This is a genomic window from Aliikangiella aequoris (genome assembly GCF_053709105.1).
This window is the reverse complement of sequence record NZ_CM132298.1, coordinates 1,108,969-1,121,077: the sequence shown is the minus strand read 5'-3', so window position 1 is coordinate 1,121,077 and position 12,109 is coordinate 1,108,969. Positions and strand designations below refer to the sequence as shown.

Below are 12,109 nucleotides of genomic sequence, written 5' to 3'. Positions count from 1 at the left end.
TGCTCGCTTAATTTTTAAGCTTTACGTATCGATTTAATAGCAGCAGTATAAATAAAACCGGTACGCCCATTAAGCTAGCAATCAAAAAGAATTGGGGATAACCTAAGTTTTCAACCATACTGCCAGAGTAGCCGCCAATAATTTTTGGAAACAATGTCATTAAAGAACTAAAAATAGCGTATTGAACGGCAGTAAAGGACACGTTGGTAATATTAGCTAAAAATGCCAAAAATGCAGCCGTTGCGATTCCAGCAGCTAAGTTATCAGCAGATATTACAAAATAAAGCATTTTCATATTGTAGCCAGTTTGTGCAAGCAACATAAATAGTAAATTAGTTAATATAATTAAAATGGCGCCTAACATTAAAATCCGCAGAATTCCGTAGCGGATAGTTAATAAACCACCGATAAAGCTTCCAACTATCATTGCGACCACACCAAAGAGTTTCGATACCTCGGCTATTTCTTGTTTACTAAATCCAATATCTTGGTAAAACACATTTGCGATCACGCCAAGGACAATATCAGAGACGCGATAAAAGCCAATAAATAGCAATAAAATGAATGCGACTTTTAACCCATAACGATCAAAAAAGTCTTTTATAGGAAGCCAATAGTTTTCTTTAACTAGTTGCTTTTCAACCAAGCCCAATGCATTAAGAACAAGTCCAAATAACACCACGATTGCTGCTGCAAAGATGAGCTGTGAAGTCTCGCCAATAAAGTTTGCTAACGCTCGATTTGAAAGCCCATCTGACAGTACCGACTTAAAATAACTAAAAAAGTCCCCGCTAATAAGATAAGTGCTAATTAATACAATAATGCAACTACAAAAAAGACCTAAAAAATTTAAATACTGACGATTAGTGTAGGCTGTTTTAATAACATTATTGAGCTTAGGTTCGCGAATAATCAGCGTAGTTGCAACCCCCACTAACATAATTAGCGCCATCCAATAATAAGTTGCTTGCCAAGCAGCATAATTATAATTTAATTTGGTTGAACCTAAATAACCTGCAAGATAAAGCGCTCCAGCTCCAGAAACGATCATTGCGATCCGATAGCCCGTAAAATAAGTTGAAGACAAAATGCCTTGTAGGGCGACATCAACTACTTCAATTCGATAAGCATCCACCACAATATCTTGAGTTGCCGAAGCAAAGCCTAAATAAATTGCTGCAAACGCCATTAGTACTAGCGAGTTTTCACCGCTTGTTGGGTTGATAGATCCCATAATAACTATCGCACTAATCACCATAAGTTGGGACAATAAAAGCCAACCACGACGACGCCCTAAATGATACGTAAGAAATGGCACCGGCAGCCTATCAATTAAAGGTGCCCATAAAAATTTAAACGAATAGGCAAGACCAGCCCAGCTAAAATAAGTGACCGTCGCTTTAGAAATTCCCGCTTCATTTAGCCATAAAGAGAGTGACGAAAAGATTAGTGCAAATGGAAGCCCGGCAGAAAACCCCAGAAACAACATGGTTAAAACTTGCGGCTTTATTATTAACTGAATAGTTTCTAACCAACTACGTGGCTTAATTTGCGCTTGCTGCATTACTCTACCCTAAAAACTGAATGAGGCTTATTGGTTTTTTCTTAGTTTAAAAGCGACTCTACACTTTCTATTTTACAAACTATCTCGTTATACTACCTGTTTGAACTGATGAATAGAACGTTTACTTCACATGGCAAACACATGTTTTAATATAATTGGCGCAGGCGCTATGGGTCACTTATGGGCGTGCTATTTAAAACGCCAAGGCTTGCTGGCTAATTTATATTCAAGACAGCCTCAGGCTAGCCGTAGGGTATCACTTGTAAATAAACAGTATCGCTTTAGGGTTGAGCTAGACTACACTCCGATTAAAAATTGGCAAGCAGCGCCGGTTACTATAATTTGTGTTAAAGCACACCAGTTAGAGTCACTTTGTAATAGCTTACCGAAACAGGCATTTAAAGACGAGTCGATTATTCTAATGATGAATGGGCTTGGCTTAGAAGAAATAGTCCAGCGTTACTTCCCAACTGCTAGGGTCATTCAAGCTTATACTAGCCATGGCGTTTACCAACAACCCCACAAAGACTCGCTTATTGTTAATCATAGCGGCAATGGAGAAACCTATTTAGGCTTTCAAGGTTTGGTATCAGCTAGTTCACCATGGCAAGACATTGTTGAATTACTTAATTGCGCATTACCACCAACTCAGTGGAGCCAATCTCACAAAGAGTTGCTTTTAATCAAATTGATAGTTAACGCGATTATTAATCCGCTCACTGCGGTTAATAACTGTACTAACGGCGAAATTTTGCACAATGGTCAATTAAACGAACAGGCTCACGCGCTATTGTATGAATTAACACCGATTATTGACGTTATGCTACCCCAACTAACCTTTAATGAGATTAAGTCGCGGATCGAAAAAGTTGCCTTAAGTACCGCCAATAACTACTCTTCTATGCAACAAGATATTGCACGCAAAAATAAAACTGAAATAGATTTTATTAATGGCTACCTTTTAAAAACGGCCCAAAAGCTTGGTTTCAGTTTAACTAAGCATAATGAAATCATTCAACAAATCAAATTGTTATAAGGCAATCTAACTAGATCACAATTTCGCTTAGAAAGTCGGAAGAAATCAAGATCTTCTGATATTCTTAAAGGCATAACAATCATAACAATAAACTTTCTTCTGAGATATCCGTATGAATCCATTAAAAACTGCTATTTTAATTTCCGCTTTGGCCGGTTTAATTCTAACTAGCTTGGTTTATTTTAGCCATTCCAACAAAAACCTACTGCCTGAACAAGATATTGCTCAAGCTCAAACCAACGCTAATCTTTTAAGTGAGCAATTAAACAGCAATTTAGCGTCTTTAAATAGTGCAATTGACGCACTTTCATTTAATGCTTTTTGGCAAGCCACTCCAGTGAGCGAATGGTCGTTTTGGCTATCATCACAGAAGCCGCTTTATACCGCGGCAGGTTTATCGTTATTAGGCGTACACGCTAAAAGTAACAACGTGATGTACTTTGAGAAAGCCTCTTTACCAGGCCAGTTTGCAGAAATAAAAACGCCTCTCACGAGAATGTACCAAACGGAGTCGAGCGTCAGTTTACTCCAAATATTCAGGGGTGAGCCTGCAATTTTAATATTAACGCCAATCAAAAATATTGAAAACCAAGTAATAGGCGCTATCGTTGGGGTTAAGTTGCTAAACAGCGCCACTTTAAAATCATTCCATTACTTAACCAAAGTCAAAACAGCCGTTGTGCAAAATGGTAAAATTGAAGCGGTTAGCGTTGATAACAACCCTGCCCTGCAAGACTATCAGCTAGTCGAAGTAACCTGGCCAAAGTCGATTAACTCTTCGCTGTGGAGTCTCGTTCTTCTGGTTTCGCCGCCGCCTACAATTTCTTTAAGTAATATACTTTCGGTCATTGCGCTGCTTATTGCAGGCCTTGCAACTTTTCTTGTAGCGACTCAAGTTAAGGCATCTCAAGCTTCGCTAGATATACTTGATGACACTTTAGATCTTCAGCTTCCAGTGAATGAGCAAATACAGCGCCTAGAAACACTCAGTAGCTTAACCAAAGATCCAAAACTGTCTCAAGTCACAGCATCTATAAAACAACGAATAGAACAATTGCTGCAACAAAAGAAAAGCCTCTCTTTAGAGTTGCGTAAGTATAAAGAAAGTGAAGCAGCAGCCAAAGCTAAAGTGACGGCCTTAAAGCAAGAGCGAGACACGGCATTTGCTGCGCCTAAATTGAAATCGGAGTTCTTATCTAGAATGGGTGATGAAATCACTACTCCGATGAAGTCAGTTGTGAGCATGTTAAAGCTACTCTCGGAATATCAATTTGAATCTGAGCCACGCCAACTTTTAAATATCGCCAAGCGCTCTACCCGCACTCTCGTAGACAATCTCAATAATATTTTAGACTTTTCTAAACTAGACGCTGGCATGCTAAGACTAAAACCAAAATCATTCAGCGTACGAGAGCTAGTCGATGAGCTTTCCTCAGAAATTTCGCATTATGCCAATGATAAAGGTTTATCTTTACAGGCCAGTACTGATCCTGAAGTACCCGCATCAACAACCTCTGATGAAGCAAGGATTAGACAAATTCTTCGCAATTTACTTGGCAATGCCGTTCGCTTTACTAAGGAAGGAGAGGTTTCTTTATATGCCGACTTAGTGACCAAAGAAAGTCAGAAATTTCTAAGGTTTACTATAAAAGACTCTGGTGTTGGGATTCCGTTTGAGGCGCAAAAAGGGTTGTTTGACTCACTTGAGCAATCGACCAAATTAACTAATAGTAGCTTTGCAGGCCGATTAAGACTTATCGTATCTAAAAACCTGGCAGAGTTAATGGGTGGTGAAATTGGTGTCATTAGCGAACCGGGTAAAGGAAGTCAATTTTGGTTTACCATTCGCTTAGACGAATAAGCAGTGATTTAATTAAGCATTCAAAATTCACCTAAAGAGTGTTTTACTAGCCGCCTCTTGATAAACAAAACATTTCAAGAGGCTGCTTTGCTCGTAAGGTAACACTATGGCGTTAAGAACTAAGTGAATAAAACCCGATTAAAGGGGTAATTTGACAATGGCTATTTTTCAAGCAAGTGCTGTATTTCTTGGCGTAGCTCACCAAGCGGCATAGGTTTACTGAATACTCTATCGGCCCCCATGCCAATAGCAAACTCTAGATAACTCTCGGGATCAGCTGAACCGCCCCCAGAATAAGCAATAATTTTAATATGAGGGAATTTTTCTCTAATTTCCGAAATTAACTCTAGCCCCTCTTTATTGGGCATTAGTATATCGGTAATCATGAGATCGGGGGTATGATGTTCAAAGTATTCAACCGCCATCGCTCCATCTTGCGCCAAAAGCACATCGTGCGCATCAAGTTCAACAACATCGGTCAAAAGCCGCAACATTTGCGGGTCATCATCCACTATTAATACTAAAGCCATCTAAAAACCCTTTAAATCCCTTTTTCCCTAATACTGCTCGACAGTTTATTTTTGCAATCCATCATCATTTTTAATATTGTCCATCGAAACAACGACTGTACTTTCATTCCTCGATTATATCGGAATATAACCTCTAAACAACAAGTATCGATTTAACATTAGCTAATTTAAGGTAAAATAGCTCGTTAAAGCGCAATATCTCAGTTAAATGTTACAAATTTGGCCATTCAATGGCATTATTTTGCATTAATTTAATCATTTCAATCCATAGCATGGTAAGCAATATGCAGACTCAGTCCCTAATTGAAGTGCTATTTCAACACCAAGACTTTATCGTTATTAATAAGCCAGCACCTCTCTCGTTTCATGATGAACAAAGCCCTGGATTAGTATCTTTAGTCACCCAAAGTTTAGCTCACTTAAGCTCTACAAAACGTTTTTGGCCAGTACATAGACTCGATAAAATCACCTCTGGCTGCATCATATTTGCATGTAATGCAGCTGCCGCAAAGCACTTTGAAGCGCTTTTTAGCGAACGACTTATTGAAAAGGTCTACCTTGCTATTAGCAACCAAAAGCCCAAAAAAAAGCAAGGTTCAATTATAGGAGACATGCAAAAATCTCGCGGCGGAAGCTGGAAGCTCGTTAAAACCAAAACTAATCCAGCCATTACAGCGTTTAAAACCTACTCAATTGAACCTAACATAAGGCTCTTTAAAGTTAGCCCTAAAACAGGAAAAACCCACCAAATAAGAGTGGCGTTAAAATCTCTAGGCGCACCTATACTTGGTGACACTCGCTATAAAGGAGAGCAGTCTGACCGAGCCTATCTGCATGCTTATTCGCTCAGATTTAATTGGCATAACCAACCAATAAAAGTTCAATGCAATCCAACTACAGGCCATTGGTTTACTCATTTAAAAACCACTGAAATACTTCATTCTGTTGAGACTTAAATTTAGCTTCTTATGCCAATGCCTTTATCAAGCAAGTAATAAGCTAAAGAAAATAGTGCAACAATGAAGCTAGAAATTAAGATTAAAGCGACACTAATATCAATATCAGAAAAACCTAAGAAACCATATCGAAACGCATTTACCATATACAAAATAGGGTTTCCAAGCGATACGTTTTGCCAAAACTCAGGTAATAATTTGATAGAATAAAACACACCCCCTAGATAGGTTAACGGGGTTAATATAAAGGTGGGGACGATCGAAATATCGTCAAACTTTTTAGCAAAAATAGCATTCACCAAGCCGCCTGTTGCAAATAACATGGAGGTTAGCGTGACTACAAATATTAGTATGCCCCAGTGGTGTATTTGAATATTAACAAATTGACTGGCGACTAAAGTAACAATTAGCCCAGTTAGCAAACCGCGCGTAACTCCGCCAAAAATATATCCAAGTAAAATAAATAAAGTTGGAACGGGGCTCACCAACATTTCTTCTATGCTACGCTGAAATTTGGCACTAAAAAAAGAACTCACCACATTAGAATAGGAGTTGGTGATGACGGACATCATAATAATTCCAGGAGTTATATATTCAATGTAACTGACCCCATCCATTTCGCCTACTCTGCTACCAATTAATTGACCAAAAATCACAAAGTATAAACTCATGGTAATTGCCGGTGGTAGCAAGGTTTGCACCCAAATTCTAAAATAGCGAGTGACTTCCTTTATTAAAATGCTATACAGTGCGATAAAAGCTTGTTTGTTATACATGACAAATCATTCCAAAATTAGTTTTAAGTTTATTCTTTTTGTTAAATTCTTTTTTCTGTTAAGCGCACAAATAATTCTTCTAAACGATTAGCTTTATTGCGCATAGAGCTTACCGCAATGCCTTGCTGACTAAACCAGTTAAATATTTCATTAATCGGCGTACCTTTAGGAATATCTGCTTCAATACTTCCATCGTCTCTTAATCTACATTCAACGCCTTGAATGGACGGCAAAGTCTTTGGGGTTGAGTTTACGTCAAAAACAAAAGTCTCAACGTCAAGTCGCGAAATAATATCTTTCATACTGGTATTTTCAATGATTTCGCCGTTGTTAATAATGGCAATTTTTTTACACAACTGCTCAGCTTCTTCTAAATAGTGTGTGGTTAATACAATACTGGTACCTTGCTGATTTAACTTTTCTAAAAACTCCCACATGCTGCGTCTAATTTCTATGTCAACACCAGCAGTAGGTTCATCTAAAATTAAAACTTTTGGATTGTGAATTAACGCTCTAGCAATCATGAGGCGACGTTTCATTCCACCACTGAGCTGGCGCGAAGGGATATCTTTTTTATCCCACAGTGACAACTGTTTAAGCACTTCTTCTGCGCGTTTAATTGCTTGTTTTCTGGGTACGCCATAATAACCAGCTTGGTTCACAACAATTTGTAGGCAGGTTTCAAATTGAGAAAAATTAAACTCTTGAGGAACTAGCCCAATACATCGTTTAGCCGCTTCTAGTTCTGAATCAATAGAGTGACCAAACACTTTAACCTCGCCTGACGTTTTATTCACTAGCGAGCATATGATACCAATAGTTGTCGATTTACCAGCTCCGTTTGGTCCTAGCAACGCCACAAAATCTCCCTGCTCTACGTCAAAAGAAATTCCTTTTAGCGCCTGTAGTTTATTGGCATAAACTTTAGTTAAATCTTTTATTTCAATGGCTTTTACGCTCATAACACTCTCTTAAATTTTATTTTTTAATTTCAGCATTGTTACTTAAATACAACTTAAACGATAAACTCAGCTCAATCACACACTAACGTTTATAGCCCCATGCCTGTGAAAGGTTGTTATCAATACCTAAATGGTGCAATATTCGCGAAGTTACAAAATCTGCTAAGTCTTGAATTGACTGCGGCTTATGATAAAAACCTGGCGCTGCGGGCATAATAGTAACCCCCATTTCACTGAGACTCAGCATATTCCTTAAATGAATAGTAGAAAACGGCATTTCTCTGGGTAGCAAAATAAGCTCACCCTTTTCCTTTAAAACTACATCGGCGGCCCTTTCTAATAGCGTATTGCTCGCTCCCTGTGCAATAGCAGAAACACAGCCCATGCTCGCTGGAGCAATCACCATTTGTTTTGGTGCGGCACTACCGCTTGCTAGTGGCGAAAACCAATTGTCTTTACTATAAACTTTGATTTTTTCCGCATCACACTGACAATACTCAGTTAAAGCCAGCGCAATTTTAGCCGGGTTTTCCGCTAATTTTAAATCGGCTTCAGTCGCCATGACTATTCGCGCAGCATCACTCAACAACACGTGGACTTGCTGATAATGCTGGGTTAATTGACGCAATAAAGTCAGAGCATAGATTGCACCTGATGCCCCTGTAATACCAAGTGTAATTTGTGAATGTTTCTGACTCGGTAGCTCACTCATTTATATTTCCTAATGTTCAACTGATGTAGATGCTTCATGTGACGAAAACTTTCGCGCCAATAAGTCGAGTAATTGGAGATGAATTCCATCAAAACCACCGTTACTCATCACTAACAAGTTATCCCCTTTCTGGGCCGAAGCTGATACTTTTTCTGCGATTGCTTTAGCTGAATGCATCACCGAGTAATTGACCTTGTCAACGGGAGAGAAATCCCAAGTCACACTTTCGGGAATATGAAAAATCACTTCATCGGCGACTTTAACCGAATCAAGTAAGCGATCTTTATGTACTCCCATTTTCATCGTGTTCGAACGCAGATCAACAATCGCAATAATTTTTGCTTGATTAACTTGGTTCCTTAAACCTGCAACGGTTGAGGCAATTGCGGTTGGATGATGAGCAAAGTCGTCGAACACCCGAATTTGGTTAATTTCTCCGCGTAGCTCCATGCGTCGTTTTACATTTTTAAAGCTTGCTAATGCTTTTACTGCATCGCAAGGTTTAACCCCGACATGATAAGCCGCAGCAATCGCGGCTAGTGCATTGTTGACATTATGATCGCCAATCAAACTCCAGTTTAGCTCGCCTTGCAGTTCACCTTGATAAAACACCTCACACTGACTGCCGTCAGCAGATAGTTTTTTCGCAAACCAGTAGGCATCGTTTTTATCAACGGAAAAATCATTGGTTGGCGACCAACAGCCTCGCTCTAGAACCCGATTTATCGCTTCGCTTTGCTGTGGATGAATGATAATCCCATTTTGAGGAATGGTTCTTACTAAGTGATGAAACTGGTTTTCAATAGCGGCTAGGTCATCAAAAATATCCGCATGATCAAACTCTAAATTATTTATAATAGTGGTGCGCGCTCGATAATGAACAAATTTAGAGCGCTTGTCGAAAAATGCAGTATCGTACTCATCCGCCTCTACGACAAAAAATGGGGAGTCAGTATAGCGAGCTGATGCGCTAAAGTTTTCTAAAACTCCACCAATCAAAAAGCCTGGGTTATAACCGTTAGCCTCTAATATCCAAGTCACCATACTAGCGGTAGAGGTTTTTCCATGGGTGCCAGACACTGCAATAACCCACTTATCATGAAGAATATTTTCCTTTAACCACTGCGGTCCCGACAAATATTTCTGATTGGAGTTTAGCATCGCTTCAATGGCGGGGATCCCTCTACTTAGGGCATTTCCCACAACCACACAGTCAGGCTCTGGCTTTAGTTGTTCGGCGTCAAAGCCTTGATGTATATCAACCCCCATGGCCTCCAGTTGAGTACTCATCGGCGGATAACAGTTTTGATCAGAACCAGTAACCGTATAACCTTTTTGTATTGCTAAGCGCGCTACGCCGCCCATAAAAGTTCCACAGATGCCTAAAATGTGCAAATGCATAAAATCTCTCTTTAACTGCTTCATTATGGCAAGAATTATAACACCATTCTCTCTTTTCATAATGATTAACTCAATTAGCCACGCTAGGAATGATAAATCACAAAACTTAGGTAGAAATAAAAACCAGTAAAAGCCGCCTCTAACGCTCGCGAGCGCAATAAAACCCCTAAAAAATAACCAATCTATATTTTATTTGCTTTATAATACGCCAAACTTAATCGTCATTATTTTTAGATTTGTCAGGAGTCACTTATGGTCGCCAAAAAAAAGCAAAACGCATTTTATGCTCAGTCAGGCGGTGTAACCGCAGTTATAAACGCTTCGGCTTGTGGTTTAATCGAAACCGCGCGCTTACATAAGTCAAAAATAGGCAAAGTCTATGCGGGCAGAAACGGCATTATAGGTGCACTTACCGAAGACTTAATTGATACTAGCAAAGAATCTAAAAAAGATATTGCAGCATTAAAGCATACCCCTTCAGGCGCTTTTGGCTCTTGTCGATATAAACTCAAGAGTCTTGAAGAGAACCGCGCAGAATACGAAAGGCTGATTGAAGTTTTTAAAGCACACGACATCGGCTATTTTTTCTACAATGGCGGTGGAGATTCAATGGATACAGCTCATAAAGTGTCGCAATTAAGCGAAACCATGGGTTACCCAATAACCTGTGTTGGTATTCCTAAAACGGTCGACAACGACTTACCTATCACCGATAACTGTCCAGGATTCGGAAGTGTGGCTAAATATGTCGCAGTTTCCATTAGAGAAGCCGGCTTTGATGTTGCTTCTATGGCTAAAACTTCAACTAAAGTGTTCGTACTTGAAGTTATGGGGCGTCATGCGGGCTGGATAGCCGCAGCTGGAGGCTTAGCAGCAGAAAAAGAAGGTGACTCACCGCATATTATTTTGTTTCCTGAAATTCCATTTAATAAAGAAAAATTTTTAAAACGAGTCAATCGTTGTGTTAAAAAATACGGCTATTGTGCCATTGTCGTTTCGGAAGGTGCCGCTTATAAAGATGGAACTTTCTTAGCTGATGCGGGCTCAGTTGACGCCTTTGGCCATAAGCAACTTGGTGGTGTAGCGCCAGTTGTAGCACAAATGGTAAAAGACGAACTAGGATTTAAATATCACTGGGCAGTTGCCGACTACTTACAACGTGCCGCGCGCCATATTGCTTCAGAAACCGATGTCGAACAAGCCTACGCAATGGGTAAGGCGGCAGTAGAGCTTGCAGTCAGTGGAAAAAATGCGGTAATGCCAACCATTGTGCGCAAGAACACTAAAAAGTATAGCTGGACTATTGGTGAAGCGAATTTAGCTGACGTTGCCAATGTAGAAAAAATGATGCCACGTAATTTTATTAGCCGAGATGGTATGCATATTACTGAAGCTTGCAGAGACTACTTGCTTCCTCTAATTAAAGGTGAGTCTTACCCGCCGTACAAAAATGGACTCCCTCAATATGTTACGCTTAAAAATGAGCCGGTTAAAAAGAAACTAAAGAAAAAGTTTTCTATTTAAATAACCAACCTTAAAAAAGGGCAAGCCATTAATTGCGCTTGCCCTTTTTACCCGCAGACACTCTAGTAACAAACAACCTTTTCAGATTAGGTAATTGCCTTTAATACTTTATTAGGCTTCACTCTCTAGTTTATAGTCAAGGACAACCACCTGATCTTTGACAACCGTTGCTTTACCGGCATTAATTTGCGGGTTATAGCGCCATTTAGAAACCGCTCTTCGTGACGACTTTTCAAAAAAACCTTTAGGTCGTGACTCGATTACACGAATATTAAATGGATGGCCAGCTTCGCTGATATCAAACTGCACTTTGGCATAACCTTGAACGTTATCTTTAGCAGCGTCCACAGGATACATTGGCGCGATTCTAACTCTTGGTGCTAGTTCAGCATGACCGTTACTTGCGTCTATCCCAACCCATGAATCGTCAGAGTAATGATGACTCGTAAAGTCACGCAATGAGCCTTCAAGCGATGGCTTAATCGGTGCTTTTGGCGGAAGCTTTTGCGTTTTTTTTGGTGGTACAGACACAATCGATTGGGGCTGCTCTTGATGCGTTAACTCTGGTAACTTTTTGGTTTTCGGGGGAATTGGCTTTATTTTGATATCATCAAGTTTAGGTACTTCAACAAAATCAACCTTGGTCAAAGTTTGCGGTTGCGCATCAACCTTTTGCTGAATCATCAAGTTCATTAAAGCAAATAACATAAATGCAAAAATGCTAGCGAATATTACCGATACTAATTTACTCATTTCTTACCCCTGTTTTTATCTGTTCGACACTATT

Annotated in this window: 11 protein-coding genes; 4 read left to right on the top strand and 7 right to left on the bottom strand. The window is 39.5% G+C overall.

Annotated features, from left to right (window positions below; all coding sequences use genetic code 11):
* Positions 1 to 7: 7 nt before the first annotated feature.
* Positions 8 to 1,564 carry an AmpG family muropeptide MFS transporter gene (locus tag ACUR5C_RS04950; protein ID WP_454467254.1) on the bottom strand — a complete coding sequence of 519 codons (1,557 nt, stop codon included), beginning with the start codon at positions 1,562 to 1,564 and terminating at the stop codon, positions 8 to 10.
* A 130-nt stretch (positions 1,565 to 1,694) separates the two neighbouring features.
* Between ACUR5C_RS04950 and ACUR5C_RS04945 the strand changes: the two genes are divergently transcribed.
* Positions 1,695 to 2,600, top strand: a complete 906-nt coding sequence (locus ACUR5C_RS04945; protein ID WP_454467253.1) for a ketopantoate reductase family protein — start codon at positions 1,695 to 1,697, stop codon at positions 2,598 to 2,600.
* 112 nt (positions 2,601 to 2,712) lie between these two features.
* Positions 2,713 to 4,461, top strand: a complete 1,749-nt coding sequence (locus tag ACUR5C_RS04940) for an ATP-binding protein (RefSeq protein ID WP_454467252.1) — start codon at positions 2,713 to 2,715, stop codon at positions 4,459 to 4,461.
* 161 nt (positions 4,462 to 4,622) lie between these two features.
* Here ACUR5C_RS04940 and ACUR5C_RS04935 read toward each other — a convergent pair whose 3' ends face one another.
* Positions 4,623 to 4,991 carry a response regulator gene (locus tag ACUR5C_RS04935; RefSeq protein ID WP_454467251.1) on the bottom strand — a complete coding sequence of 123 codons (369 nt, stop codon included), beginning with the start codon at positions 4,989 to 4,991 and terminating at the stop codon, positions 4,623 to 4,625.
* A 284-nt stretch (positions 4,992 to 5,275) separates the two neighbouring features.
* On the opposite strand from ACUR5C_RS04935, the gene ACUR5C_RS04930 reads away from it, so the two are divergent.
* Positions 5,276 to 5,947, top strand: a complete 672-nt coding sequence (locus ACUR5C_RS04930) for a TIGR01621 family pseudouridine synthase (protein WP_454467250.1) — start codon at positions 5,276 to 5,278, stop codon at positions 5,945 to 5,947.
* Positions 5,948 to 5,949: 2 nt separating this feature from the next.
* On the opposite strand, the gene ACUR5C_RS04925 is transcribed toward ACUR5C_RS04930, so the two are convergent.
* From ACUR5C_RS04925 to mpl, 4 genes are all read right to left on the bottom strand, one after another.
* Positions 5,950 to 6,723 (bottom strand): ABC transporter permease, encoded by a 774-nt coding sequence (locus tag ACUR5C_RS04925; RefSeq protein ID WP_454467249.1) that lies wholly within the window; start codon positions 6,721 to 6,723, stop codon positions 5,950 to 5,952.
* Between the two features lie 41 nt (positions 6,724 to 6,764).
* Complete coding sequence (locus tag ACUR5C_RS04920) at positions 6,765 to 7,685, bottom strand: ABC transporter ATP-binding protein (protein ID WP_454467248.1); 921 nt, start codon at positions 7,683 to 7,685, stop codon at positions 6,765 to 6,767.
* A gap of 82 nt (positions 7,686 to 7,767) precedes the next feature.
* Positions 7,768 to 8,397 (bottom strand): flavin prenyltransferase UbiX, encoded by a 630-nt coding sequence (locus tag ACUR5C_RS04915; protein ID WP_454467247.1) that lies wholly within the window; start codon positions 8,395 to 8,397, stop codon positions 7,768 to 7,770.
* Between the two features lie 9 nt (positions 8,398 to 8,406).
* Positions 8,407 to 9,798, bottom strand: a complete 1,392-nt coding sequence (gene mpl, locus ACUR5C_RS04910) for a UDP-N-acetylmuramate:L-alanyl-gamma-D-glutamyl-meso-diaminopimelate ligase (protein ID WP_454467246.1) — start codon at positions 9,796 to 9,798, stop codon at positions 8,407 to 8,409.
* Between the two features lie 252 nt (positions 9,799 to 10,050).
* Here mpl and ACUR5C_RS04905 point away from each other — a divergent pair, with 252 nt between their 5' ends.
* Positions 10,051 to 11,322 (top strand): 6-phosphofructokinase, encoded by a 1,272-nt coding sequence (locus ACUR5C_RS04905; RefSeq protein ID WP_454467245.1) that lies wholly within the window; start codon positions 10,051 to 10,053, stop codon positions 11,320 to 11,322.
* A gap of 111 nt (positions 11,323 to 11,433) precedes the next feature.
* Here the strand turns inward: ACUR5C_RS04905 and ACUR5C_RS04900 are convergent, their stop codons facing one another.
* Positions 11,434 to 12,075, bottom strand: coding sequence for an energy transducer TonB (locus ACUR5C_RS04900; protein ID WP_454467244.1), 642 nt, complete (start codon positions 12,073 to 12,075; stop codon positions 11,434 to 11,436).
* Positions 12,076 to 12,109: the final 34 nt, after the last annotated feature.

Bases quoted from the DNA above. Each gene is read 5' to 3' on its own strand.
- ACUR5C_RS04950 (WP_454467254.1), bottom strand. From the start codon at position 1,564: ATGCAGCAAGCGCAAATTAAGCCACGTAGTTGGTTAGAAACTATTCAG.
- ACUR5C_RS04945 (WP_454467253.1), top strand. From the start codon at position 1,695: ATGGCAAACACATGTTTTAATATAATTGGCGCAGGCGCTATGGGTCAC.
- ACUR5C_RS04940 (WP_454467252.1), top strand. From the start codon at position 2,713: ATGAATCCATTAAAAACTGCTATTTTAATTTCCGCTTTGGCCGGTTTA.
- ACUR5C_RS04935 (WP_454467251.1), bottom strand. From the start codon at position 4,991: ATGGCTTTAGTATTAATAGTGGATGATGACCCGCAAATGTTGCGGCTT.
- ACUR5C_RS04930 (WP_454467250.1), top strand. From the start codon at position 5,276: ATGCAGACTCAGTCCCTAATTGAAGTGCTATTTCAACACCAAGACTTT.
- ACUR5C_RS04925 (WP_454467249.1), bottom strand. From the start codon at position 6,723: ATGTATAACAAACAAGCTTTTATCGCACTGTATAGCATTTTAATAAAG.
- ACUR5C_RS04920 (WP_454467248.1), bottom strand. From the start codon at position 7,685: ATGAGCGTAAAAGCCATTGAAATAAAAGATTTAACTAAAGTTTATGCC.
- ACUR5C_RS04915 (WP_454467247.1), bottom strand. From the start codon at position 8,397: ATGAGTGAGCTACCGAGTCAGAAACATTCACAAATTACACTTGGTATT.
- mpl (WP_454467246.1), bottom strand. From the start codon at position 9,798: ATGCATTTGCACATTTTAGGCATCTGTGGAACTTTTATGGGCGGCGTA.
- ACUR5C_RS04905 (WP_454467245.1), top strand. From the start codon at position 10,051: ATGGTCGCCAAAAAAAAGCAAAACGCATTTTATGCTCAGTCAGGCGGT.
- ACUR5C_RS04900 (WP_454467244.1), bottom strand. From the start codon at position 12,075: ATGAGTAAATTAGTATCGGTAATATTCGCTAGCATTTTTGCATTTATG.